The following is a 24,854-nucleotide window of genomic DNA, read 5'->3' as shown; positions in this document are numbered from 1 at the left end:
GTGTTGAAGAGCATTTGCTGACGCGCAATCGCTGCTAAATAATCAGCTGCGCATCAGCTCCCAGCTGCAAATGTTGACCGCCGAGGCCAGATTGAGAGATTCAATCTGGCCTTTGCCATTTATGGTGTAGGCAGTGGCGTTCAGTTCATCGAGGGCCTGAGCCGGAATGCCGCGGGCTTCGTTGCCAAACAAATAGCAGTCGTGATCGGCAAAGCCGGGCTCGGTTAAGCTGCGGCCATTCAAGTCGAGGCAAGCCAGACGGTGAAATCGCTCGCTCAGGCTGGCTAGCTCAACATCGGTTTCCAGCGGCAGATGAAATATCGCGCCCATGCTGGCACGCACCACTTTTGGATTGTAAGGGTCAACGCTGCCGGGGCTGAGCAGGCAGCGAAAACCGCCGAACCAGGCCAAGGTGCGTAAAATGGTGCCCAAATTACCTGGGTCCTGCACTTCGTGCAGATAAATGGCTTTTTCAGGGCTGTGCTGTGTATTAATGGCTGGCCGTTCTTGCGACTGGGCCATGGGCGTGACTATCGGCGTCACTTCAGGCGCTATTATGGGCACTATCGCCAAAATACCCTGGGGCGTTTGGGTATCGGCGAGCCGCGCCATCTGGCGTTCGCCGATCAGGTGCGTTGTGAACGGGCTTTGCCAGTGCTCATAAGCCGCCGTCACGTAAAGTTCTGAAGACGTTAAGGCTGGCTGGGTGCTTGCGGCTTTCTGCAGCTCCAGCACCAGATGCTCGCCCTCCACCAGATAGTGTCCGAAAGCCTGGCGATATTTTTTTTGCTGCAGTTTTTTGATGTCGTCCAGCTTCACGGTTATGTCCCGGTAGTGTGTGCAGAGCTAATGAGCGGCTAATCATTGGGGTTATTGTACGTGGCTGCCGGTTTGCTGTCAGTGCGCTGGTGCCGACGCGCGGGGCGCTTTTGCGGCGCCCTGGCCCTCGGCGTACAATGGTGCGACTAATAACCCGACTAACAACCGAACTCATGAAGAGCCACGATCGTTCGGTTAACAAAGAGACGCTATGGCCCGATCAAAAAGCAGTAGCCGCTGGCTGGAGGAGCACGTTAACGATCCATTCGTGAAAAAAGCGCAAATGGATGGCTACCGCTCCCGTGCCAGCTACAAACTTCTTGAAATTAACGCCAAAGACAAGCTCATCCAACCCACCATGACGGTGATGGACCTGGGTTCTGCACCTGGCGGTTGGTCCCAGGTGGCCACCGACCTGGTGGGGCATAAAGGTCGGGTAATAGCCTCGGACATTCTGCCCATGGACGCCGTTGCCGGTGTCAAGTTTATTCAGGGCGATTTTACCGAGAACGCTGTTTTTGAGGAAATCATGGCGGTACTGGGCGATGCAAAAGTCGACGTGGTGATTTCAGATATGGCGCCCAACATCAGCGGCGTAAACGCGGCGGACCAGGCTGCGTCTATGTACCTGATTGAGCTGGCGCTGGATATGGCCAGCCAGGTGCTAAAACCCAAAGGCAGTTTCGTCGCCAAAGTATTCCACGGCGGAGGTTATGACGGCTACGTGAAAGCCGTGCGCGAACAGTTCGACAAGGTGGTGGTGCGCAAACCGGATTCTTCCCGTGCCCGCTCGCGGGAGGTCTATCTGGTGGGTAAGGGCTTTCGCGGCTGACCGCCTGTCTAAATGAGCTGTTATCAGCTATGTTCAAAAGGTCCTTTTATGCTAATCGCAGCATGGCGTAACGGGGCTTTTTGCTATTCACAACACAACGATGAGGAACACATTATGGCGAATGACAGCTACCACGAACCGGTTGGCGAATTGTCAGATGAAACGCGGGACATGCACCGGGCCGTCAGCTCGTTAATGGAAGAATTTGAAGCCGTTGACTGGTACAACCAGCGTGTAGATTCCTGCAAAGACGCGGAGCTCAAAGCCATTCTGGCGCACAACCGCGATGAAGAAAAAGAGCACGCTGCGATGGTGCTGGAATGGATTCGGCGTAAAGACCCGACCATGGACAAGTACCTGCGGGAATTTTTGTTCACCGACGGCTCTATAGCTGATCACGGATAAGCGAGGAGCTCCATGAGCGCGTTCAGAAAGATTGTTTTGCCTTTCCTCTTCTTGTTGAGTTCTGGCGTGGCTTTGGCCGCAGACGGTTTGATTATGGTGAAAAGCAATCATAGCGTAGCGGCGACGGCCGATAGACTGGAAGCGGCTTTGAGTAAGAACGGCATGACCATCATGAACCGCATCAATCACGCAGCCGGTGCTGAATCGGTCAACATGGAATTACGGCCCACCGAGCTGGTGATTTTTGGTAACCCAAAAGTGGGTACGCCACTGATGCAATGCTCACAAACCGTCGCTGTGGATTTGCCCCAGAAAGCGCTGATCTGGGAGGACGAGAATGGCCAGGTCTGGCTTGGCTATAACGATCCGCAATATCTGAAAATCCGCCATGCTATCGAAGGTTGTGATCCCGTATTGGCGAAAGTGGAGGCCGCGCTGAAGAATTTTGCCCGAGCCGCCACTGCGGATTGATAAAGCCCGGAGCAAAACACGGGAATGCTCATAATGGCTGATACCTGGCAGGGTTCCGGGCGCCTAATATACTCGCCCCTGCTATTCAGAGACGCGCTCCCTTGCTGCTGATACGTTCTGCTCTTGCTTACCTTGCGTTGATTGCCGCCATTCTGGCATTGCTTCCCGGCACGGCCGGTTTGGGCGCTGCAGCGGTCAGCCTGGCGGTTATTCTGGGTTGGCGGGATATGCGCCTGGTACCCAAGGTGGTTTTTCTAGTGGCGGGTTTTGCGTTGGCGTTTGCTCTGGGCCGCGACCCGGGCATGATTGCGGCAGCGGCGGAGAATATGAGCCGCCTGGCTGGTTTGGTGCTGGCAGTTATGCTGCTATCGTCGGTGCTGGGCCGTACTTCAGATTTGCAAAGAATTTCGGCCAGTCTTTTTGGCGGGCGGCCACGGGTGCGTTATCTCAGCCTGGCCTTTGGTACCGCTATGGTGTCGATACCGCTCAATTTTGGTTCGGTAGCGGTGGTCGGAAGTGTGGTGGGCGAACGTATTCGCAGCAACGGCGATTCCCCGTCTACCCGCAACGCCACACGTGCCGTGCTCAGGGGCTTTGGTGTATCGCCTACTTTTTCGCCGCTGTCGATTTCTGTGGTGCTAACACTGACTTTGCTGCCGGGCCTTGGCAGCCTTCAGTTACTGATGCTCACCATTCCTTTTTCCATAGTTTTGCTGTTTTCCGGGTTGATCTGGTGCGAACCTGAGCCAGAATCTGAAATAGAACTCGTTAAGGTTGAGGTTTTTGGCGCCAGCGCCACTTCTCGTGCCACTACTCGCAGTGGTGTGAGCGACACTGGCCTAGCACCCTGGTTTCGATTCTGCGCCTTGATTTTGGCAATTTGTGCCGGTGTTTTCTTGCTTAGCCATCAGTTTCAGCTCAGCTATGCCTACGCCGTTACGCTCAGTTGTATGGGCGCGGTCATAGGTGCCAGGCTTCTGGCATGGAGCCGCCGAACCAACCCGCCCCTGGTGAGTATGGCTAACGTCAGTAACGAGCTGGCGATTGTGGGCGGCTCGGCGTTTATTGGTGCTGTCATCAGCGCCGCAGTGCTGGGCCAGATTAGTGGTGATTTGAACGTGCCCGACTGGCTTTGGCCGGTGCTGGCCGCGGCCGTGCCTTGGGTGTTTTTCATCGCCGGACTGGGCGGCGTAAACCCGATTGTTATCGGCACCCTGGCAGGCGGTATTCTGGGTGCCGTGTGGCCGGAAAACGCTCTGGTGGGTTTGGGCTTTGCCATGGTAACCGGTTGGGGAATTACCGCCTTTGGTACACCGTTTGCCGCTAACGCGCTGATTATGGAGCGCTTAACCGGTTACAAGGCGGTAGACGCATCATTGCGCTGGAGCCTCAGCTTGGCGCTGTCGGGATTAACCGTCGCCAGTGCGCTGGCGGCCGGCCTGACGCTCGTTCTGGCGTAGCTCGCCTGCCAGTTAAGACATCGTTTCATTTTGTGCGATCTTGTGGAAAGCGCCCTGCGTCCCGGCTTTATGGCAATCACCTATGGCGTATGCCAAAGCCCTCTGTTACTGTCTGCGCCATCCTGCCTCTAGGGATTCCGCAATTTCAGGCGTAAAGCCCACGTGCGAACCATCCATACGACCTGTCAGAGGACGTCACCCCGTTAACGGCGTGTGACCGTAGTCGTTTTTTATTCCATGAATCCTCATGGCATCTGCCCGCATTCGCCCACAACGGTGTTCGTGGAGGCAGAACAATCAAGAGTTAATCTATTATGAGTTTTTCTTCACTCGGTTTGTCTGAGCCGCTAGTCCGTGCCACTTTGGACCAGGGTTATGAAACCCCGTCACCCATTCAGTTAAAAGCCATTCCAGCGGTATTGGCCGGTAAAGACGTGATGGCCGCCGCGCAAACCGGCACCGGTAAAACCGCCGGTTTTGTCCTGCCGATACTGCAGATGCTGGAGCAGAACCCGCGTACCGGCAAAGGCCCGCGCGTGCTGATTCTGACGCCTACCCGCGAACTTGCCGCCCAGGTGCACGACAGCGTGAACCTTTACAGCCGCTACGTGCCTACCCGCGCGGCTGTCGTATTTGGCGGTGTGAAAATTAACCCGCAGATGATGAAGCTGCGCAAAGGGCTGGACGTACTGGTGGCAACACCCGGCCGCCTGATGGACCTGTATCAGCAGAACGCCGTGCGTTTTAACGAAGTAGAATTTCTGGTGCTGGACGAAGCCGACCGCATGCTGGATATGGGCTTTATTCGCGATATCCGCAAGATTATGGCCATGCTGCCTGCGAAGCGCCAGAGCCTGCTGTTTTCTGCAACCTTCTCCAACGAAATTCGCACCCTGGCCAAGGGCCTGCTGAACGACCCGGTGCAAATTGATGTTGCAGTGCGCAACACCACCGCCGAAAACGTTATTCAGTCAGTCTATCCGGTGGATCAGAGCCAGAAAACGGCGCTGTTAAGCAAACTGGTGCGCGACAACAGCTGGGAACAAGTACTGGTATTTACCCGCACCAAGCACGGTGCCAACCGCCTGACCGAGAAGCTGGGCAAAGACGGTATTACCGCCGCTGCGATTCACGGCAATAAGTCCCAGGGTGCCCGTACCCGTGCTTTGGCCGAGTTCAAGCAGGGTGATGTTCGTGTGCTGGTAGCGACCGACATCGCCGCTCGCGGTCTGGATATTAAGCAGTTGCCCCAAGTGGTGAATTTTGAACTGCCTAACGTGCCGGAAGACTACGTTCACCGCATTGGCCGCACCGGTCGCGCGGGTGAAAGTGGCCACGCGCTGTCTTTGGTGAGTGCTGACGAACTCAGCATGCTGGTGGGTATCGAAAAGCTGATCAAAAAACAGCTGCCGCGCAAGGAAGTGGAAGGCTTTGAGCCGAAAAACCACGTGGCACTGAAGCCAAAAGCCAAAGCCGATCCGAGCAAAGCTCGTAACCGCAGCGGTGGAAACGGTGGCGGCAATGGCCGGCCAAGTGATAAGCCAGGCGGCCGCAGCGCAGGCCGTAGTCAGAACGGCAATGGCGGCCAACGTGGACGTTCAGGCCAGCGCCAGGACGCCTGAAGCCATACAGGCTTGAGGTAGCAGGTTAAAAAATGCGGAGCTTCGGCTCCGCATTTTTTTGTTCAGAATTTGAAAATAAAAAACGGGGCCGTGTAAAAACAGGGCCCCGTAAAAGGTAGTGCGTTCAGAGTGTGCTGGGCCAGCTGCTCAGCAGGTTATTCGTAAGGGATCAGAACTTGTAGGTGAAACCTACCATGTAGACCATCGGGTCGATTTCGACTTCGAACTCATCGACTTTCGTTCCGTCGGCAAGTGTAATCTGTGTATCGGTATTTATGTCAGCCCACCATACCGCAGCGTTCAAACCAAAATTGTCACTCAACATGTAGTCAAATCCTACTTCAGCAGCAACGCCTACACTGTCGTCCAGCTTGATATCGGCTCCCGCCAGTGCTGCGAAATCTGAGGTTACTTTTTCTTCAAAAAAAGTGGTGTAGTTCACACCAACACCCGCGTATGGCTGAAAGGCCGATGAACTGTGCATCGGGTAGTACTGTAGCGTCAGAGTGGGTGGCAGGTGCTTGATTTCAGCCAGCTTGCCAAGTGCAGCAAGATCGCCTGCACCGCTAATATTGTGTTTGAAAGGCGTTGCCGCCAAAAGACCGAGACCAATATTACTGGTGAACATGTAGGTCGCGCGAATACCTAACTGGGTGTTGTCATCAACATCAACGCGAGCGTCGGCGAGGCCAAGCAAAGGAGCGCCACCAACTCTAAGCTTCTCACTGGACGCATCCGGTGCAACCTGAGCAGCACCAGCACGAACAATAAAATCACCCGCTTCAAAAGCCTGAGCAGCCGGTGCAACCGCCATTACGGCCGCAGCTAAAATACCAATTTTGAAAGTATGGGACATAGTAAATCTCCAAGGTTCGATTCGTATTGGCTGTAAGAGTAATGGTTGTTAAAAAAGCAATCTTGATTCAGCTCAAGTAATGAATGTATTGCGGGGTGTTTTAACGCCGTGGCCAGTAACGCTGCATTTTCATAAACAGGAAAGACGCAGTCCAGAAGGGTGCCGTTAAAGTTACCAACCAGCAGCCCCCAGCCCAGGGTATGGTGCATAGCAAAGTACGCTATGGCAAAATCCATACTTCCAGAGCATGAGCGGCCAGAACCCCCAGCACGGTCACAATCAGGCGGAAATGGTGATGATTACCCCTTTTCCCCAGTACGCTGCTCAACCGCACCAGCACTTTGTGATGAATCAGCACCACGGTCGCAACCAGCGCACTGAAGGCGACAGTGGCGATAAGCAGGCTTCCGGGTTCTTCTACAGGCAAAGGTGAATCTCTCCATGCTGGATGACAGGCCCGCAGAGCGGGTGAGCCTACCCCAGTTTATAATGGGTTCTTGCAGGTATTATGGTTGGGTTTGTTTTTTCTGTCACCCGATTGGCGCTATAATACAGGTCGAAAAATGCAGAGCAGTTTCCACAGGAGTGAAGGCGATGTTTGTGAAAAAAATCTCAGCAGCCGTGTTGATGGCCGCTACCCTGACGTTTGCAGGTTGTGCATCTGTGGGCCAGGATTTTGCCACCCACAATGTTGACCAGATTACAGTCAACGAAACCACTCGCTCAGAAGTGCAGGCGTTGTTCGGTGAGCCTTGGCGTACCGGTATGAAAGACGGTAAGCGCACCTGGACTTACGGCAAGTATCGCTGGTCTGCGTTTGGCGACGACAAAACCGAAGACCTGATTATCACGTTTGATGGCAACGGAGTGGTGCAGTCTTACAATTATAACGCCACGCTGTAAATCGCGAAGAGTGAATAAACAAGACGGGCTGCAAATGCAGCCCGTCTTGTTTTGTCCCCAGTTTCCCGTCACTCTGCCGCTTGCGGCCTCTATTTTTTTGAATTTCGCAGCGCTGGGTTGAAGCCTCTTGCCGGGTATTTTTTTCTTTGGGTCAGGCCGATCAAGATTAGCGGTATTACGATCATCAGGCTGCCGGCCAGGAACCATAAATCCGGGACTTCGTTGAACCATATCCAGCCGATCGCGACAGCCCAGATCAGGCCGGTGTATTCGGCGCTGGTGACCTGGTTGGCGTCTACCTGGCGGTAGGCCAGCAGTACGGTGATGTTGTAACCCAGTATGAACAGGGAGGAGCCGGCGGCGATGATGACCAGGTCGGTGCTCCAGCGTGAGCCTTGCTGCCAGTCCCAGATGGCCAGTGCGCCGGCGGCCGGGATAATCAGCAGGTAGTTCAGGACCAGTTTGTGCACGGTGGTCTGTTGCTTTGGCAGTTTACGCACCAGTACGGCGTTGATGGCCAGTGAAAACGCCGAGCCCAGGGCCGCAAACGCTGCCCAGGTGAAGTCTATGGGTCTTAATATCAGGATAATGCCGGCAAAGCCGCTGAATACGGCAATCACGCTTAGGGGTGTGAGGCGTTCGCGGAAGATGACGACTGATAACAGCATCACCAGTATGGGCGCGGCGTAGAATACGGCGTTGGCGGTGGCCAGGGGCAGGTTGGCCAGGGCGATGATCATGCACAGCATGCCAATCAGGTGAACATGGGCGCGGATGGCGTGAATGCCGGTGCCAGCAAAAAACTGGCGGCGGTCTATTTTTTTGGCCAGCGGTAACAGCAGCAGCAGAGTTAGCACGCAGCGCAGGAAGGCGAACTGGAATATGGGCGCGCCGGGATCCAGCAGTTTTATCAGAACATCGGAAATCAACGCCATGGCGTTGCCGATCACCAGCAGAAAGATGGCGCTGCCAACGGTTTTGCCGGACATGAATAACCTCAGAAAACGCGGAATGGATTCAGCAAGGCAGTATAGCCGTGCCTTTGGCCAGCCTGAATGCCGTTTAGTACCTATCTAATATGTAAGTACCTATTTAATAACTAAGCTATCGAAATGAAGGAGCCGGCAATCTTTGTGGGATTGCCGGCTCAGCGATCAGTGTCCTGCGGGGCGTTCGACCACTTTGCGTTTGCCAGTGGCGCACTTTGACAGCTCTTTCAGGCCGTCGCTGTCAAACGCATCCACGCGAATAACGTCGTAGAGCGCGGTGAGTGCCTCTTCCAGTTTTTCGCACTCATTGGCTTTCACTACGCCTTGGGCGCAGGCCCAGTCGACCAGCTGTTTGCGTTCGTGGCCCATCAGCAGGGCAATGCCGTCCAGGTCGTCTTCATCGCGGTCTCGAATAGCTTGGTGCAAGCGAGCGCGCATGTCGGTGGTTTCGTTGGCCAGACGGTAGGCGTTCAACACCCTGCCCAGAGAGTCGCTGCTGTCTGTGGGTATATAGGCGCCGCGGTGAATGCGCTGGCGCAGCGGTGTGTCTTCTACAATGCTGGCGGCCACTTTGGTGCCCAGGCGGTCGTCGGGGCCATTCAGGCCCGTCGCGCCCAAGGGGAACACCAACAATCGCAGGGGCCAGCGCAGGGCTGGAACCGGGAAGTTGATGATGGCTTCACGCATGGAACCCTGCAAATCGCGCAGGCAGGTTTTCAGGCACCATTCCACCATGTGGCGCTGTTCTTCCGGATAGCCTTCTTCGTGCCATTGTTTGATCACTGCGGTGGCGTAATACAGCTGTACCAGGCAGTCGGCCATGCGCCCGGACAGGCGCTGGCGAGCCTTCAGGCCGCCGCCTACGGAAAGCAGCGTAACATCGGTCATCAGCGCAAGGGCCGCCGAAAAGCGCGCCAGTTGGCGGTAGTAAGGTTTCAGGTTGCCTTGGCGCGGCACCGGTTCGGCCAGGCCGCCGGTCAGGCCCAGCACCAGTGCGCGCAAACCGTTGCGGGTGGTGTGTGCCAGGTGGCTGTAGAAAACGCCATCGAACTTTTTGGCGGCCTGATTTTGGTCTTCCATGCCAGCCGCGGCGATTTCGTCAACAATAAACGGATGGCAGCGGATGGCGCCTTGGCCAAACACCATCAGGCTGCGGGTAAGAATGTTGGCGCCTTCTACGGTGATACCGATGGGTATAGCTTGGTAGGCGCGGGCCAGGAAGTTGCGTGGCCCGGTAATAACGCCGCGGCCGGCAACGACGTCCATGGCGTGGTTGATCACAATGCGCATCAGGTCGGTGTTGCGGTATTTCAGCAGCGCAGAAGGCACGGCCGGGCGTACGCCGCGGTCCAGCATACCTGCCGTGAGCAAGCGCGCAGCGTCCATCATCCAGGTGTAACCGGCGATGGGTTCCAGCGCTTCTTGCACGCCTTCAAACTGGCTGATAGAGCGGCCGAATTGTTCTCGGGTCAGGGCGTAAGAACCGGTGGCCAGGCTGGCAACTTTGCCGGCGCCTGTGCCCAAAGCCGGCAGCGAAATAGAACGACCTATGGACAGGCATTCCAGCAGCATGGTCCAGCCTTTGCCCAGCATGTCCTGGCCGCCGATCACCTGATCCATGGGAATAAATACGTCGTTGCCCCAGGTCGGGCCGTTCATGAACACCGTGTTCATCGGCAAGTGGCGGGCGCCGGCGTGAACGCCATCGGTTTCCCGCGGCACCATCACACAGGTCACACCAATATCGGCGTTGTCGCCCAACAGGGCGTCTGGATCATACACTTTGATGGCCAGCCCAATCAGGGTGGCCACCGGCGCTAGCGTGATGTAGCGCTTGTTCCAGGTGACTTTCAGGCCCAGTACTTCTTCGCCCTTCCACTGGCCTTTGCACACAATGCCTTTGTCTGGAATAGCGCCGGCATCCGAGCCTGCCACCGGTGATGTCAGAGCAAAACAGGGAATTTCCTGGCCGCCGGCCAAACGTGGCAGATAATGCTGCTTTTGGGCATCGGTACCATAGTGCATCAACAGCTCACCGGGCCCAAGAGAGTTGGGCACCATCACGGTGACCGCGGTTGACACGCTGCGGGTGGATATTTTCATCACGATTTCGGAGTGCGCGGTGTTTGAAAATCCCATGCCGCCGTCTTTTTTGGGTATGACCAGCCCGAAAAAGCCGTTACCGCGTATGAACGCCCAAACTTTTTCGGGCAAATCGTAATGCTCGTGGGTGATTTCCCAGTCGTTCAGCATGGCGCAGAGTTCCTCTACCGGGCCATCCAGAAACGCCTGTTCTTCGCTGTTCAGGTGCGCCGGCTTTGCGCCCAGCAGTTTCGACCACTGTGGCTTGCCGGAAAACAGCTCGCCGTCCCAATCCACCGAGCCGGACTTCAGCGCTTCGGCTTCGGTATCCGACAATTGCGGCAAGCGTGAGCGCACCCAGTTCAGCAAAGGCCTGCTGAACTTATTGAGTCGCAGATCGCTGGAGTTCAGCAGAATTAACGCCAAAGCCAGGGCCAGCCCGCCGACGATAAAGCTGACCAGATGCCAGTCGTCTTGGGCCAGGCCAATCAGCGTAGCAACGCTCAGCACAACGCTGGCCGTCTTTCCGCCAATACTGAGGTAAATCAGTACCAGCGCGCTCAACAACAGAAGCACAACACTCATGGCAACTCCTTGTCACAATGAAAAATGTCCGGAACAACTCATGATGCCCGGAACATACACTATAGCAGGCCCCTGTAGAGCGGGTCGCACTCTGCGCCCTGTAACGATTTGTGATATCGATTAAATACTGTAACAAACAGCGACAGTCAGCAACACTGAAACGAGCTGAGGGCGTGATCACCGCCTCCCGTTACATGCTCAGCCCGATAATCAGCAAAGCCAGTGTGGCAAGCAGGCCTGCTACGTTCATGGCCAGAACCGGCGGTAGGCGGTGATGATCGTCGGCTACCTGGGGTAATTTAAAGGTAATCCATAACGCCAGCGGCAAAGTTATAAAACCCAGCGCCGTTGCTGGCGGCAACCAGCCGCTGACCAGAGCCAGCGCGAGTACGCCATAACTGGCCAGTAGCATGGCTCCTGCCAGCCACGCAGCTTTATAAACGCCCAGCACGATCACCGCGTGATAACGGCCGCCACGGCGATCGGCTTCGGCGTCGGGAATCTGGTTCATCAAAAGCAGTGTGCTTACCAGCAGCAGACTGATAACAGACATCGCGACGGCCGCGGCGTTGATCGGCGCCCCCAGCGCTACCAGCGTCCCCAGTACCATCACCGGGCCAAACCCCAGCCCGGGCGCCAGCAGACACAGCAGGGGCGAACGGGTAATCCAGCGGGTGTAGGTGATCACCAGAGCAACGCCAGCCCCCCCAGTATCAGCATCGGCAAGCCCCGTTGCGATAAAAAATACAAGCCAATAACCACTACCAGACCCAATGTAACCAGTGCTCCCAGTAAAACGGAGCGCGCCGCCGACGGCAGCTGTGGCAGGGCGCCGCTGCCGCCTGAAAACGGCGTACGGCGGGTGTGCAAATCCAGTCCGGAGGTAAAATCCTCGTATTCATTCAGCATATTCACCGCGGCGTGGGCCAGCAGCGCACCCATGAACACCAATAGGGTGTCTAAGATGGGCGGCGGAGCTCCTGGCAGCCGCCAGGCCAGCGCAACTCCCAGACCCACACACAGCGGGGCCATCACCAGAAAGTTGGGGCGGGAAGTGCGAATAATGACGGCGGTTTGAGACATGGATTACGGGGCCTTGTGATGTATGCTGATACTTTGCTATCAATCAACTATAACCTCAAGTTTGAGTCAGGCTCGCAACGGCGAACGACCTTGCTTGTGGCAATTTCAGGGAGTGACCTGTGTCCCACACAGATTTTGATCAGCCGGTAAACCGGGAAAACACCCATGCGGTAAAATTGGACGCCCGCGAAGCGGTGTTTGGCCGCGCCGATGTCCTGCCGGTTTGGGTAGCCGATATGGATTTTGCCGCGCCGCAAGCAGTGACCGACGCGCTCAGCGAGCGCGCCCGGCACCCGGTATACGGTTACACGATGTTCCCCGACAGCCTTTACAGCGCCATGGGCGACTGGTTTCGCCAGCGTCACCAATGGAGTTTCGAGCGTGAATGGGTGCTGATGGCACCGGGTGTCGTGCCCTCGTTAAATGCCGCGTGTATGGCGTGTACCGATCCGGGCGACGAAGTGATTATACAGCCGCCAGTATACCCGCCGTTTTTCAGTTCGGTGCGACAAACCGGGCGCCAGGTTCTGGAAAATCCGCTGCTGGCGGAAAAGCAGGAAGACGGCAGCTTGTACTACCGCATGAATCTGGCCCACCTGGAGCAATGTGCAGCGCGCCCGCAGGCAAAGATGCTGGTTTTGTGTTCGCCCCATAACCCAATCGGGCGGGTGTGGTCTGAAGCCGAACTGACGGCGGTGCTCGACATTTGCCGACGCCACAACCTGGTGCTGTTGAGCGATGAAATTCATTGCGACCTGGTGTTTTCCGACAGCCACCGCCACCGTATGCTAGCGGCCCTTGCGCGCCCCGACGACCAGTTGATCAGCGCCATTGCCCCTAGTAAAACCTTCAACATCCCCGGCCTTGGTTTGTCGGCCATGGTGATTGCAGACAGCGGGCTTCGGCAGAAAATGGCGGATGTGCTGGAATCGTTCCACATGCCCCAGAGCAATCCGTTCAGCGTAACCGGTTTCGAAGCCGGTTACCGCCACGGCGGCCCCTGGCTGGACCAGTTGATGGATTACCTGCAGGCCAACCGCGACTTTGTGGTGAACCAGGTTGCCCAGCGCCTGCCGGGCATAGAAGTGAGCGCCCCCGAGGGCACCTATCTGATGTGGCTGGACTGCCGCGCACTGGGGTTAGACGACACCGGCCTGAAACGCCTGTTTGTGCAGCAGGCCGGTGTGGGTATGAATCCGGGTAGCTCGTTTGGCGCCAATGGCAGCGGTTTTATGCGCCTGAACATCGGCTGCCCGCGAGCCACCCTGGAGCAGGTGATCGAGCGTATCCAGGCGGCGCTTAGCGCTCGGCAGTAGATTCACGATGAATGGTGGGGTGGTGGCTTAACCATCGTTGTCGATGAGGTCGTCACCGCTGGTGTGAAATCCCGGGCTGTCAGCTTTGGTACCCAGGTGGTAAGCGCCCGCCACAACTATGGCGCTTGCCAGAGAACGCCTGGCCAAGTGCTGCCAAAATGCCATCATCACCCTGTGTTTGCTGGCCATACTACCTCTTGTAATCGTGACTTCCGGCTTTTGCCGAGCCTGAAGGTAGACAGATTAGAGCGCTTTATAGATGGTTGATATGGCTGTGACAAAGGTTTAATACCGTTTTCATGAAGCCTTCGCCGGATTTGGGATGATAGGTGGCGGATTGAACGAATATTTCAGTAGCATGCTTTTGTCATCAAACAAGGAGTCGAGCCCATGAACCTTCTGCGCCCGGTATCGGCGTAATCAGGTATGGCGGGTGGCATGCCAGACGTCGTCGTTGCAATTGGCGCGGTCCTCCTGCTCCAGCTTTAGCAGGTGTGCCAGCGCCGAGCGCGCGGCCACCCCGTGAATCGTCACCGGTACGTCGTCATAAGCGCTGGCGGTAAGCTTTTCCAGGCTGACCGGTGCCAGTTTCTTCAGCACCCGGGCAATTTTGTGTTCGCGGGTCAATCGGTGGGTAATTAAATAATCTACCGTCGCCTCTGGCCGCGCCATCACGAAGCCATGGCCAGGTGCAATAAAACTCAGCGGTTCGGCTAGCAAATCATAGAGCGAATCCATGTACGCCTTCATATCGCCGTCTGGTGGGTTTATCACCACGGTGGATCCCTGCATGATGTGGTCCCCGGAAAACAGCATTCCCTGTTCCAACAGCAAATAACACAGGTGATTCGATGCGTGGCCCGGCGTGTGTAAAACCTTCAGGATGCCGGCGTCTGTGGCAATCAGGTCGCCGTGTTCGGGCTCCTCATCCGGGTTGAAACTGCTGTCCTGTGACGCGCCTGCCGGTGCGGTGCGGCCAATCAACCGGCATCCGGTGCGTTGTTTTAGCAGGCTGGCGGCCGGTGAATGGTCCTGATGGGTGTGGGTTACCAGCACCTGATCAACACGGCCACCGGTTAACTGAAGAATGCGCTCGATGTGGGCGGGGTCTTCCGGCCCCGGGTCAATCACGGTGAAACAATCGTGGCCCACCAGGTACGTGTTGGTGCCCGGCCCTGTCATCACGCCCGGGTTGGGTGAGGTCAGGCGGATAACGCCCGCGGCAATTTCTACCGGCTCGCCGGGGACAATCACCGCGTTGGTGGTGCCTGCGCCTTCCGGGTCAAGCTTGCGGGCTTCATCGTACGCCGGCGCGTCGGGTTCCAGAACGATGGTTTTATCGCGGCGTCTGGCGGGCCAGGGTTCGCTGGGCAAAGGCTCGGGCGGATTGGCATGGGCGTAACGCATAACCTCGCCGGTGTTGGTGAAATCGTGCAGCACCCGCAGGGTGCGCAAGGTTGGCAGGCTGAACAGGCGTTCGCCGCTGCGGTATTCCGCCAGGCCCCGTTGCGGGGTTATCCACAAGTGGTCAATGGTTTCTTCGCCATCGTGGCTGGCGATCTGGTTTTCTGGGGTAACCGCCACAAAAAAGCGGGTATCAAAGCGCCGCGGTGGCCCCGGCGGGGTTACCCAGTGGCTCAGGTAAGCCAGCCGATCCAGAGGCAGAATCAGATTGTGTTGCAGACACAGCCCCTGCAAGCTCACGTCGCCGCGAAACAATGCCTGCCGTGACTGATGAATGGGGTGGTCTGCGCTGACCAGTTCGCCGTTATCGTTAACCGCCAGCAGCAGGCCGGCTTCTTCGAAGCATTCCCGCAATGCCGCCACCATGTAGTCTGCGCCGCCCCCGCTTAGGCTCATGGTCTGGCTGATGGCGCTATCGTCAGGGCCGGCAATGTGGGCGCGGCAGGCTTGGTCGGCGTCATCCACCGCGCCGCCGGGAAACACGAAATAACCCGGCAGAAAAGAGGCTTTCCAGGTACGTTGTAGCAGCAGCACCTCAAGACCCTTGTCGCTATCGCGGATCAAAGCAAGAGTGGCAGCGGGGCGAATATCCATAAAATTACCAGCAGTCAGTGGTCAATATAACGCAATTGGGATTTTTGCGTGATTATGCCAACATACCTCATTTCTCGGCATAGGCGAATGGATTGTGGTTCGAATAAAACTGGAATTTCCCGAACAGGTGTTTTGTTTTCAAACTCGTCTGGCAGTGCGCAGCACCGATCTCAATGGTGCCAATCATTTGGGTAACGATGCGGTGATTTTGTATTCCGCGTAACCCGCGAACGGGACGGCACTGCAGTGGCGCAGGCCAAATACGGTTTTGTATTTTTTGATTATGGTGAAAAACAGGTAACGCCCATGCCGGATAGCTTTCGCTTGAAGTTCGCCGCCTGAGGCTCGCTTAACGTTCGCCTAACCGGCATTACGGGCAGTTACTTCGCCGGGTTCTTGCCTGCTTTTTGCGGATAGCCTTGTCATACCGGCGCGGTAAAGCTGCCAGGCGATCATGCCGGCCAGCAAATTGCCCACCAGCGCGCCGGTCATCAGGCCGGGAATGCCATTAAGCTGGCTGCCCAGCCAGAGCATGGGCAGGTAACACAGAAACAGTCGCAAGGTGGAAATCAGCAGCGCCCGCAGCGGCAGCCCCAGGGCGTTGCACACCGACACCATCAGCATGCAGGCGCCCAGCCCACCGTAGCTCAGCGGTACCCGCCATAGATAGCTGGCCAGAATGCTTTGCACCTCCGCATCGGTGGTGAACAATTCGGTCACCAGGCCGGATCCCAGCAGCCACAACAGGCCAATGGCCAGCTGCCAGACCACCAGAAACCGCACGGCCAGGCGCACCAGGCGACGGACATTCTCTATTTCACCCCTGCCCAGCATGCGCCCGATCATTTGCGGCATCGACATGGTCAGCGCCAACACCACCACAATCGAGAAAAACTCCAGCCGCGACCCCAACCCCCAGGCCGCTACGGCAGTAGAGCCAAAACTGGCGACTAATGCCGTGGCCAGCACCGCGGCCATTGGCGGCATCATCTGGCTGACCATGGCCGGCGCCATAATGCTGGCCAACTGGCGTACAGCACGAGCCAGCTGCAGGCCGGCCAGATCAAACCCCAGCCAGCCGCGCTTGAACAGCAGCGGAAAGATCGCCAGAGCGCCCAGGCCAAAAGCGGTGGCGGTGGCCCAGGCCGCGCCGGGCAGGCCCCAGCCAAAATAAAAGATGTATAGCCAGTCCAACCCGATGTTGAGCAGGCTGGTGGCCACCATCACCGCGCCGGGCAGTTTGGTGTTGCCGTGGGAGCGGCAAAGGCTGTAGCCGAAATACACCATAGCGCCGATCCAGGCTGCAATCAGCCAAGGCGCCCAGTATTGGCGGATAACCGGCCATAGTTCAGGCTCGGCGCCCAGAAGGGTCAGAATCGGGCGCTGACCGAACCACACCATCAGACACAGCGCCAGCACCAGGGCAGCGCCAATTATGACTACCAGTCCGCCTAATTGGCGCGCGCGATCGCTGTTGTTCTGGCCCAGAGTGCGGGAAATTACTGCGGTGGTGGCAATGCCCAGGCCCACATACATGCCACTGACCAGTTGCTGCATGGGAATGGTAAAGCCCAGTGCCGCCAGCGGGTCGCGGCCAAGCTGGCCTATAAACGCGCTGTCGGTAAGCTGAAAGGTCATCAGCGATAACACACCGAACAGCATCGGCCAGGTCATGTCGTAAAGCTGGCGAGGCAGGCTGGCGCCGGTGCTGGCGTTAGTGGCTAATTGACTCACAGGGGCAATCCGGATGTGCGTTCTGAATGAAGTCGGGCAGTGTAGCAGCAAGCGCCGGGGCATTGGATACTTGCGCGTTGAGTTGAATAGCAACGCAAAGTAAAAAAACCGGCACCGCAGGCGCGATACCGGCACTCGTTATGGCTGGTTACAGAGCGTTCAGAGCGGCATCGTAGTTGGGCTCGTCTTTGATTTCGCCAACCAGTTCGCTGTGCAGTACTTTGTTGTTCTCGTCCAGAACAATCACCGCGCGGGCGCACAAACCTGCCAACGGGCCGGTTTGCATAGCGACGCCGTAGTCCTGCTGAAAGCTGTAGTTGCGGAAGCTGGACAGGGAAATTACTTTGTCCAGGCCTTCGGCGCCACAGAAACGGGCAAAGGCAAAGGGCAGGTCTGCGGCAATCACCAACACCACGGTGTTGTCGAGATCAGCGGCTTTTTCGTTGAATTTGCGGGTAGATGCGGCACACACGCCGGTATCTATGCTGGGGAAAATGCTTAGAATTTTACGTTTGCCGTCCCAGTTGCTGAGTTTAACGTCTTCCAGGCTGTTGTTGGTCAGGGTAAAAGGGTGGATGGTTTCGCCAGGTTGGGGGAAGTTTCCGCTCAATTCTACGGCATCGCCGCCAAGTGTTACGTTGCTCATAACATTCTCCTTAAGAATGGAAGTGTCAGAAAAACAGACTTTATAATAGTAAGCGCCCTTAAATCGACCCACTTGTCCTCAGTCGATCTGCGACACTTTTTTTGAAGCCCGTTCCAGGCCCACGTTCCACGGTAGCAGTGCTTCCAGCTTTTCCAGTGTGTCAGCCTCGGCAACGCGCTCTAGCACATGCTCTATGTAAATCGAGGGCTTGAGGCTGTTGGCTTTAGCGGTTTATGCCGAACCCAGAACTATGCCGAACTGGCTTTGTCGTTTGCGTAAATAAGCCGGCACCACGCCATTTTGGGTCTTTCACTAACGGTGCCGATTCGGCATAGTTTGCGATCAGTTACACGTTATTCAGGAACGCCAGCAGTTCATCTCCGGGCTGATAGCGCTTTATTCCGGCATTCCCTAATGGATCTATTTTTGCCAGCGCAGCTTCCTTCAGAGCCATATGAGTATAAAGGTAAACCTGGGTGGTCTCAACCGACTCATGCCCCAGCCACAATGCTATAACTGAACAGTCTACCCCCGCTTGAAGCAGCTCCATTGCCGCGCTGTGCCTCAGGACATGCGGGGTGATCCGCTTCTGTTTTAGTGAAGGGCAATGCTGCCGCGTGATATCCGCATATTTTGCAACAAGGTACTGGACCGCGTCGGCGCTCAGTCGCCGGCCTTGTCTTGTCGAGAACAATGCCTTGCTGTCACACCTGGCCGGTTCCTTTAACCATTCCTGGACTGCCCTCGAGACAGTGCGTGTAAGAGGTGTGCACCGCTCCTTCCGGCCCTTACCCAGACAATGAACGTGGGCACCGCTGCCCAGCACAACCGAAGCGCGATCAAGACCTGTGAGTTCGGAAAGTCGCAAACCTGTCTGTACAGCAAGCAGCAGCCGGAAGGTGTCGCGATAGGACGCTATGGTGTTCGCGCTGACGTGTCGCTGACGCATAAACCGATCGGTAAAGAAGCGTTCCAGCAGAGCCGGTAGAGTGGGAGTGTTCATGGCAATGCCTCCCAGTGTTTCTCAAGTCGGCGCGTGGCGTGTTCCATGAGCTCGGGGCAAGCTGACAGATACCAATAGGTGTCACGAATGCACGTATGACCGAGATACGTCGACAGCACAGGCATCAGGTTGTCCACATCCTTCCCGGCCCGGTACCCGTCGAGCAACGTGGCCACCGCAAATCGATGACGAAAATCGTGCAGCCTCGGGCCTGTGTGAGCGGTCGCAGCCCGGAGTCCGGTCTGGCGCGACAGAGCCCAAACAGACAGTGGTATGTCCACCGTCGAAGCGCTTGCTCGGGGGGCAGCGCCAATGCAGCTGTCAGCAGTGTTTGTATTTCCGTATCGGAGTAGCGGTAGGGGCGAATTCGTCCAGAACGCGGGATGAGTCCTGTTGGAGGAATCTCTGTACGCGGCTCGCTATTGCGCAGATACCGGGCAAAGCCGCGCACATCGGCAAGATGTATGGCCCAACTGGCGTGTCTCCCGGCCACGGCAGCCCGAGTTTACGAAGAGCGTTGATGTCCACCTTGGCGTAAAGACGCGTCGTGTCGTGATTCTGGTGCCGAAGAACCTGGCCAATCTCCGTCAACGAAGCGCCGGCACCTAACAGCTGAGTTGCAAGGCTGTCGCGAAAAATGTGGGTACCTTTACGAGGCACATCTACTCCGGCCCGCTCCAGCGCAGAGACAGCGATCATCGAGATACTGCTCGATGACGTGAATCCTCGGTGTGGAGCGAGTGAACGGATGAATACCCGGCGACTGTCGGTCGTCCATCGTCCGTGCTGCAGGTAATCAGCCAGCGCAATGCCGACCTCGGACAAGAAGGGCATAACGGCGAGTTGACGGCCCTTGCCCCGTACAGTCAAGAGGCCCGAGTGCCAGTCGATGTCTTCCAGCGCCAGTGTGGCAACCTCGTTGGCCCTCAATCCGAGGCGTGCCAGCAAAAGTAGCACTGCACAGTCTCGTTTCCCAATCGCAGTTGTCCGGTCACAGCCATCGAGCACACGCTGGATCTTGGGAGGTGGAAGATGATCAGGCAGTGGTCCGAATCGCCAGCTCCGCACACTGGGAACAGCGGCGGCGAGATCGTCAACGATAGACCCCCTGTACACCAAATAACGAGTGAATGCGCGCAGCGTCCAGCACATGGATCTTGCTGTTCGGGGAATGGTCATGAGCGTGGTCGGCTATAAAACGGACAATGTCTTCCGAGGAAAGTCTCGGAAACCTTGCCGTTCCCTCGCGACAGCATTCCTGAAGAAACTTCCGCAGCGGGGGCGATGTCGAATCACCGTTGTTTGAGAAAGTCCGCGCTCTCGTAACAGGTAATGCTCGAAGTCCTGTTCGATTTGCTCAAGTGGCTTTGGCGGGATAATTGTTTGTGGCGCGATGGCATCGATCTGTCGAAGCAGTCCGAGAAGTCGGCAAAGTGCAGGTCGGTCGCTGCAAAACGGCCGCTGGTATTGCGTCCGGAAACGAAGGTACTGCACCACGAGGCTCTCGTCCACGTCACTAATATTGAAATGCTTGCGGGCCAACCACTGACTGAAATCACCCACAATTCGGATACAGCGCGTCCCACTCTGATAGCAATGCCCCTCTCTCAGCAGTTGTGCGGCATAAAGATTAACGTAATCCCCCAACGGACCTTCGTGCAGTCGTCGAAGTACCTTTGGTAACGTAAAGTATGCATTGGCAGTCATGTCCTCTACTCCTCATCGAATGACGGGAGAGAGATCAAACTATGCCGAATAGGCTGACGGCAAGTCCGGGGAATACAGGCTTCCGAATGGGGGATGCGGCATAGTTCTGGGTTCGGCATAAACCGCTAAAACCAACAGCCTCAAGCCCTCGATTTACATAGAGCATGTGCTAGAGCGCGTTGCCGAGGCTGACACACTGGAAAAGCTGGAAGCACTGCTGCCATGGAACGTGGATCTGGAGCGAACCTCAAAAAAAGTGCCGCAGCTCGACTGAGGACAAGTGGGTCGATTTAAGGGCGCTTAGAACGCCGAGCTAGGCCGAGATTTGCTGTGAATAACCCGGTTTTAACGAAAACCTTTCTAAAAGCGGCTACACTGGTATATTAAGTGGTCCAACAACATACACCCAAACAATAGAAGAATCTGAGGAACAAACCATGCAGGCAATCAGAGGCTACATGCAATCTATTTCAGGCATCATGGCGATGGTTATGATGTTGGCGTCAATGTGGGCAATACCCGCCTCTGCCAGCATTGTCGGCACCGGCGAATTATTAACAGAGCAGCGTGCCGATATTGACCGCCAGGCCCTGATGGAGATGCTGGAGCGCGATGATGTAAAAGGTACTCTGGCCAGCATGGGGGTCGGGGAACAGGAAGTGCGTGACCGCATTCAAAGCCTGACACCTTCTGAGCTGGCGGACTTCAAACAACAACTGGCTGCGGCACCGGCCGGTGAAGGCGTTGTCGGTATCATCGTGCTGTTTCTGCTGGTGTTCATCATCACCGATATGCTTTGCGCCACTGATATCTTCCCGTTCGTCAGGTGCCTGCGGTAATGACATCAGCATGTTTGCTTTTTTGTTGAAACCAAGCAAGCTACTCACGGCCGCATTCCTGGGGGTTCTGCTCTCAGGGTGCGCCAGCCGGCCGCAGTGGCCAACTGGCTTCGAAAGCGCTGAGCTCACGGACGTGCCATTTCATCCTCAGGAACAGTATCAGTGTGGCCCCGCTTCGTTGGCGATGATGCTGAATGCACAGGGCGTGAGTGCCACTCCTGATGAGTTGATTGACCGGGTGTACCTGCCAGAGCGCCAGGGAGCGTTGCAGGTTGAAATGGTGGCTGCTGCGCGCCAATACGGCATGCTGGTGTACCCGCTGGATCCCGACCTAACCAGCGTATTGACCGAGGTGAGTGCGGGCCACCCGGTGCTGGTGCTGCAAAACCTGCGTTTCAACTGGTGGCCGCAGTGGCACTTTGCCGTGGTTATCGGGTTTGATAGTGCCCAGGAAGCGCTGATTCTTCACACCGGAACGGAACAAGGCTACCGGCAGAAAGTCTCCGTTTTCATGGCGACCTGGGATCGCTCAGGCCGGTGGGCCCGAATGATAGTGCCGCCAGGCCAAATTCCGGTAACGGCACAGCCGTTGCCTTACCTGGTGGCCGCGCATGATCTGGAAACCACACAACAGCCTGTTGCAGCGGAAGCTGCCTATCTGGCCGCGGCAAAAGCCTGGCCGGATCAGCCCGCTGCGTTATTGGGGCTGGGCAACATTGCCTATCAACAAGGTCGCTGGGCCGCGGCAGCCGAACACTATCAGGCCATGACCTATCGGTTTCCAGGCATTGCATCGGGTTGGAACAACCTCGCCGAAGCGCGGCTGAAGCAAGGCTGCACCGAGGCGGCAGAGACGGCCTCGACCTTCGCGAACCGGTTGGCCCCAGACCGTTTTTTTGTGATCACCCCGGAATCATTGCTCCCCAAGTCAGCGGATACCGGCATGACCGGCGACTGCCCGGCACCGGCGGCGTATTGAAAGAGGCCTTGCGCTTAGGGTTATACGCCCGGATTCTTTTGCACTGCGCACCTGCTCGGCCGTAATAATTAGTGTATTTTGGGCTAGATCGGATAACAATTTAATCCACGCGACAAGCGCGTAAATATGGTGCCGTGCCCACATGGAAAAATAACATGCTCAACCCCATCAACGCACTCACTCGCCGCGCCCTTCACACGTGCAGAGTGCCCAAGGACCTTGCCAGCGTCACCTGCCGTAACACGGCTGGGGAGAACGCTGTGGCTGTAGGGTTGCGTCCAGAATTGGTGGAAGCGGTATGGCGCAGTGTTGAGAGTCTTTACCGCACCGGTGTGCATCCGGGTATCCAGATTTCATTGCGTCACCGGGGCGAGTCGGTGCTGCATCGCGCTATCGGTCATGCCCGCGGTAACGGCCCGGACGACAGCGTTGATACGCCGCGAGTAGCGATGACAACAGACACACCCGTCTGTTATTTCTCCGCGTCGAAAGCGGTGACGGCCTTTTTGATTCATCTGCTAGCCGAGCAGGGGTTGGTCAACTTGATGGACCCGGTGGCATATTACTGCCCGGAATTTGCCCATAACGGCAAGCGCACCATCACCCTGCACCAGATACTGTCCCATCGCGGCGGTATTCCGGCGATTCCGGGTTCCACGCCACCTGAGGTGCTGTGGAACCCGGAAGAAGTCTGGCGCCTGCTGTGTGAGGAACGGGCGATGCAGGTAGGCGGTTCAAAAGTCTTTTATCACGCTATTACCGGCGGCTTTGTGCTGCAGCGGGTTCTGGAAACCGTAACTGGCCTGACGATTCAGCAGTATCTGGACCGTTATATTCGCAAGCCCATGGGGATGACCTGGTTTACCTATGGCGTTGCAGCGGCGGATTTGACCGTGCCGGCGGCTAACTACGCTACTGGCCCGCGGCCTACCTGGCCGGTATCGCGGGTTGTAAAGCGGGCGTTGGGTGGCGATATCAAATCTGTGGAAGCGGTGACTAATGACCCCCGCTTCCAGCAGGTGGTAATACCCGCCGGCAATCTGTATGGCACCGCCGAGGAAATGGGGCGATTTTTCCAGATGATGCTCAATGGTGGCGTGTGGGGTGGCAAGCGCATCTGCAGTGAGATTACGGTGCAGCGCGCAATTCAGCAGTTTGGGTCGCTACAGCTCGATCGCACTCTTATGCTGCCTATGCGCTTCAGTGCCGGGATGATGCTGGGGGGCGACCCGGTAGGAGTCTGGGGGCCAAACACCCGTTATGCGTTTGGCCACGTGGGGCTAATCAACAAGTTTTGCTGGGCAGATTCGGCGCGGGATATTTCAGTGAGCCTGCTGACTACCGGTTTCCCGATTGTGGGCCATCATTTACCGGCGCTGGGGAAATTTCTGTACAACGTCAGTACAGCGTTTCCGCAATTGCCTGAAGGCCAGCGGGTGCATGTCGGCGTGTAATTTACGGCTGTTTCAGGCAGGAGTCTAGAGCGTGCGCAGCTGGTCTTCCAGAATGCCCAGTACAGAAGAAAGAATGTCGCGAAAGTCGGTCAGGGTCTGCGTGCGCTGGATGATCAGTTCGCGGGCTTCGTCCAGGCGCTCAAGCTTCGGCACGATGCGGCGGATGCCTTCGGTGATCACTTCGTAAGGGTAGTGATGGTCTTGAACGCTGAGTTTGTTCAGCTCGGCCACTTCCTGGCTGAAAATACTGATGATGTCGTACAGCATGTCTTTGTGAGCGATGCAGCTGGCTTCCCAATAGGCGTCGTCCAGCAGTTCCAGTAACGACTGGTATTCGCGCAGAGTATCGGTAACAGAGGTTTGCGGCATAGCTCGGGCTCGGCAACGGTGATGAATCAGAACACAATCGTATGATTATAGCAGCGGCAGCCGGGCCAGGGGCGTAAATCATAACGCACCCTAATCTCATCTAGTGAGTGGCCAGAGTGGGTTATGAATCGGGGCATGGCAAGCTCGTTTTATGGGTGGTATAGGAGCCTTAATATTACGAGTTTGCCTTTTTTATTCAATGCCTTATGCGAAAACGTCAACAGCCCCTAGTACACTGTATAGTTTAAAACTTCGGATATAAACGCTTTAACTTGCGTCTTGCATCATTTGTACCGAATTGCCAGTCCACATTGGTTTGTCGGTTGTTCCTGTCTGTATTCCATGCAGCCACTTTAGTTCGCATCTTTTCAATACAATCAATTCGTCCTGCAAGACATTGTCGTTTCAAAACACTGAGTTCTATCTCTGCAATGTTCAGCCAACTCCCATGTTTTGGAGTGTAATGTATCTCAAGCNGGTCAGCCAAACGTTTGGCTTTTTCAGGTGGGAANGCCGTGTATAACGAAGCCATATTGTGTGTATTCAAATTGTCCATAATAAAAATAACTTTTCCCGCATCTGGGTAACGCTCTTCCAGCATTTCCTTGGTAAAAAAGGCCCAGTCAATTCGCTTTCGTGTTG

General features: G+C 56.3%; 26 protein-coding genes and 3 pseudogenes. 12 read left to right on the top strand and 17 right to left on the bottom strand.

All coding sequences use genetic code 11. The features are described 5' to 3' along the window. Window positions 1-42 precede the first annotated feature (42 nt). Window positions 43-819 carry a TrmH family RNA methyltransferase gene (locus tag A3OI_RS0110330; RefSeq protein WP_018404204.1) on the bottom strand — a complete coding sequence of 259 codons (777 nt, stop codon included), beginning with the start codon at window positions 817-819 and terminating at the stop codon, window positions 43-45. 211 nt (window positions 820-1,030) lie between these two features. On the opposite strand from A3OI_RS0110330, the gene rlmE reads away from it, so the two are divergent. From rlmE to A3OI_RS0110305, 5 genes are all read left to right on the top strand, one after another. Beyond that, on the top strand, window positions 1,031-1,651 hold the full coding sequence (gene rlmE / locus A3OI_RS0110325) for a 23S rRNA (uridine(2552)-2'-O)-methyltransferase RlmE (protein ID WP_018404203.1): 621 nt from the start codon (window positions 1,031-1,033) through the stop codon (window positions 1,649-1,651). Window positions 1,652-1,765: 114 nt separating this feature from the next. Beyond that, window positions 1,766-2,056, top strand: coding sequence for an encapsulin-associated ferritin-like protein (locus A3OI_RS0110320; protein WP_018404202.1), 291 nt, complete (start codon window positions 1,766-1,768; stop codon window positions 2,054-2,056). 12 nt (window positions 2,057-2,068) lie between these two features. After that, entirely contained in the window at window positions 2,069-2,527 is a 459-nt protein-coding gene (locus tag A3OI_RS0110315; RefSeq protein ID WP_018404201.1) for a DUF302 domain-containing protein, read from the top strand. Between the two features lie 101 nt (window positions 2,528-2,628). Then, on the top strand, window positions 2,629-3,987 hold the full coding sequence (locus A3OI_RS0110310; RefSeq protein WP_018404200.1) for a hypothetical protein: 1,359 nt from the start codon (window positions 2,629-2,631) through the stop codon (window positions 3,985-3,987). A gap of 314 nt (window positions 3,988-4,301) precedes the next feature. After that, on the top strand, window positions 4,302-5,609 hold the full coding sequence (locus tag A3OI_RS0110305; protein ID WP_018404199.1) for a DEAD/DEAH box helicase: 1,308 nt from the start codon (window positions 4,302-4,304) through the stop codon (window positions 5,607-5,609). 169 nt (window positions 5,610-5,778) lie between these two features. On the opposite strand, the gene A3OI_RS0110300 is transcribed toward A3OI_RS0110305, so the two are convergent. Continuing rightward, window positions 5,779-6,465 carry an OmpW/AlkL family protein gene (locus tag A3OI_RS0110300; protein ID WP_018404198.1) on the bottom strand — a complete coding sequence of 229 codons (687 nt, stop codon included), beginning with the start codon at window positions 6,463-6,465 and terminating at the stop codon, window positions 5,779-5,781. A 220-nt stretch (window positions 6,466-6,685) separates the two neighbouring features. Further along, entirely contained in the window at window positions 6,686-6,892 is a 207-nt protein-coding gene (locus A3OI_RS23850) for a hypothetical protein (protein ID WP_018404197.1), read from the bottom strand. A 167-nt stretch (window positions 6,893-7,059) separates the two neighbouring features. Between A3OI_RS23850 and bamE the strand changes: the two genes are divergently transcribed. Further along, window positions 7,060-7,368: an outer membrane protein assembly factor BamE domain-containing protein gene (gene bamE, locus A3OI_RS0110290; protein ID WP_018404196.1), complete on the top strand. Its 309-nt coding sequence runs from the start codon at window positions 7,060-7,062 to the stop codon at window positions 7,366-7,368. Between the two features lie 89 nt (window positions 7,369-7,457). Here bamE and A3OI_RS0110285 read toward each other — a convergent pair whose 3' ends face one another. The 4 genes from A3OI_RS0110285 to A3OI_RS23845 form a co-directional block, all read right to left on the bottom strand. Then, complete coding sequence (locus A3OI_RS0110285) at window positions 7,458-8,357, bottom strand: DMT family transporter (RefSeq protein ID WP_018404195.1); 900 nt, start codon at window positions 8,355-8,357, stop codon at window positions 7,458-7,460. Window positions 8,358-8,522: 165 nt separating this feature from the next. Next, complete coding sequence (locus tag A3OI_RS0110280) at window positions 8,523-11,024, bottom strand: acyl-CoA dehydrogenase (protein WP_018404194.1); 2,502 nt, start codon at window positions 11,022-11,024, stop codon at window positions 8,523-8,525. A gap of 190 nt (window positions 11,025-11,214) precedes the next feature. Further along, entirely contained in the window at window positions 11,215-11,763 is a 549-nt protein-coding gene (locus A3OI_RS19850) for a prenyltransferase (protein ID WP_323806877.1), read from the bottom strand. Next, window positions 11,709-12,107 (bottom strand): prenyltransferase, encoded by a 399-nt coding sequence (locus A3OI_RS23845; protein WP_228702943.1) that lies wholly within the window; start codon window positions 12,105-12,107, stop codon window positions 11,709-11,711. Before A3OI_RS23845 ends, A3OI_RS19850 begins: the two co-directional genes overlap by 55 nt. A gap of 119 nt (window positions 12,108-12,226) precedes the next feature. Here A3OI_RS23845 and A3OI_RS0110270 point away from each other — a divergent pair, with 119 nt between their 5' ends. Beyond that, the gene (locus A3OI_RS0110270; protein WP_018404193.1) at window positions 12,227-13,423 is read left to right on the top strand and encodes a MalY/PatB family protein; all 1,197 of its coding nucleotides are present in this window, start codon (window positions 12,227-12,229) and stop codon (window positions 13,421-13,423) included. A 27-nt stretch (window positions 13,424-13,450) separates the two neighbouring features. On the opposite strand, the gene A3OI_RS22750 is transcribed toward A3OI_RS0110270, so the two are convergent. Beyond that, window positions 13,451-13,612: a hypothetical protein gene (locus A3OI_RS22750; RefSeq protein WP_018404192.1), complete on the bottom strand. Its 162-nt coding sequence runs from the start codon at window positions 13,610-13,612 to the stop codon at window positions 13,451-13,453. Window positions 13,613-13,843: 231 nt separating this feature from the next. Next, the gene (locus tag A3OI_RS0110260) at window positions 13,844-15,481 is read right to left on the bottom strand and encodes an MBL fold metallo-hydrolase (RefSeq protein WP_018404191.1); all 1,638 of its coding nucleotides are present in this window, start codon (window positions 15,479-15,481) and stop codon (window positions 13,844-13,846) included. Between the two features lie 94 nt (window positions 15,482-15,575). On the opposite strand from A3OI_RS0110260, the pseudogene A3OI_RS23840 reads away from it, so the two are divergent. Beyond that, window positions 15,576-15,823, top strand: a pseudogene (locus tag A3OI_RS23840) (thioesterase family protein). A gap of 18 nt (window positions 15,824-15,841) precedes the next feature. Here the strand turns inward: A3OI_RS23840 and A3OI_RS0110245 are convergent. The 6 genes and pseudogenes from A3OI_RS0110245 to A3OI_RS23160 all read right to left on the bottom strand — a co-directional run bounded on the left by A3OI_RS0110245 (window position 15,842) and on the right by A3OI_RS23160 (window position 20,571). Continuing rightward, window positions 15,842-17,215 (bottom strand): MATE family efflux transporter, encoded by a 1,374-nt coding sequence (locus A3OI_RS0110245; protein WP_018404190.1) that lies wholly within the window; start codon window positions 17,213-17,215, stop codon window positions 15,842-15,844. A gap of 148 nt (window positions 17,216-17,363) precedes the next feature. Continuing rightward, window positions 17,364-17,861 (bottom strand): thiol peroxidase, encoded by a 498-nt coding sequence (tpx, locus tag A3OI_RS0110240; protein ID WP_018404189.1) that lies wholly within the window; start codon window positions 17,859-17,861, stop codon window positions 17,364-17,366. Between the two features lie 78 nt (window positions 17,862-17,939). Continuing rightward, window positions 17,940-18,092: pseudogene (locus A3OI_RS21900) on the bottom strand (transposase domain-containing protein); the annotation flags it as partial. Between the two features lie 115 nt (window positions 18,093-18,207). Then, window positions 18,208-18,864 carry a tyrosine-type recombinase/integrase gene (locus A3OI_RS0110230; RefSeq protein ID WP_018404187.1) on the bottom strand — a complete coding sequence of 219 codons (657 nt, stop codon included), beginning with the start codon at window positions 18,862-18,864 and terminating at the stop codon, window positions 18,208-18,210. A 321-nt stretch (window positions 18,865-19,185) separates the two neighbouring features. After that, window positions 19,186-20,016: a tyrosine-type recombinase/integrase gene (locus tag A3OI_RS19840; RefSeq protein WP_018404186.1), complete on the bottom strand. Its 831-nt coding sequence runs from the start codon at window positions 20,014-20,016 to the stop codon at window positions 19,186-19,188. Window positions 20,017-20,055: 39 nt separating this feature from the next. After that, window positions 20,056-20,571, bottom strand: coding sequence for a hypothetical protein (locus A3OI_RS23160; protein WP_177313703.1), 516 nt, complete (start codon window positions 20,569-20,571; stop codon window positions 20,056-20,058). 121 nt (window positions 20,572-20,692) lie between these two features. Here A3OI_RS23160 and A3OI_RS21890 point away from each other — a divergent pair. The 4 genes and pseudogenes from A3OI_RS21890 to A3OI_RS0110205 all read left to right on the top strand — a co-directional run. Continuing rightward, window positions 20,693-20,845, top strand: a pseudogene (locus A3OI_RS21890) (transposase domain-containing protein); the annotation flags it as partial. Between the two features lie 163 nt (window positions 20,846-21,008). After that, the gene (locus A3OI_RS0110215) at window positions 21,009-21,410 is read left to right on the top strand and encodes a PA2779 family protein (RefSeq protein WP_018404183.1); all 402 of its coding nucleotides are present in this window, start codon (window positions 21,009-21,011) and stop codon (window positions 21,408-21,410) included. 10 nt (window positions 21,411-21,420) lie between these two features. Then, entirely contained in the window at window positions 21,421-22,389 is a 969-nt protein-coding gene (locus tag A3OI_RS0110210) for a PA2778 family cysteine peptidase (protein ID WP_018404182.1), read from the top strand. Between the two features lie 155 nt (window positions 22,390-22,544). Next, window positions 22,545-23,843 carry a serine hydrolase domain-containing protein gene (locus A3OI_RS0110205; protein ID WP_018404181.1) on the top strand — a complete coding sequence of 433 codons (1,299 nt, stop codon included), beginning with the start codon at window positions 22,545-22,547 and terminating at the stop codon, window positions 23,841-23,843. 24 nt (window positions 23,844-23,867) lie between these two features. Here the strand turns inward: A3OI_RS0110205 and A3OI_RS0110200 are convergent, their stop codons facing one another. Together A3OI_RS0110200 and A3OI_RS0110195 are read right to left on the bottom strand one after the other, a co-directional pair. Then, on the bottom strand, window positions 23,868-24,212 hold the full coding sequence (locus A3OI_RS0110200; protein WP_018404180.1) for a hypothetical protein: 345 nt from the start codon (window positions 24,210-24,212) through the stop codon (window positions 23,868-23,870). A gap of 244 nt (window positions 24,213-24,456) precedes the next feature. Then, window positions 24,457-24,854 (bottom strand): transposase (locus A3OI_RS0110195; RefSeq protein ID WP_018404179.1); only part of this gene is annotated, 398 nt, incomplete at its 5' end.

Origin of the sequence: Marinobacter gelidimuriae (genome assembly GCF_000372805.1) — a bacterium.
Lineage (GTDB): Bacteria > Pseudomonadota > Gammaproteobacteria > Pseudomonadales > Oleiphilaceae > Marinobacter > Marinobacter gelidimuriae.
The sequence above is the reverse complement of the archived record's forward strand: the minus strand, read 5'-3'. Positions and strand labels throughout refer to the sequence as shown.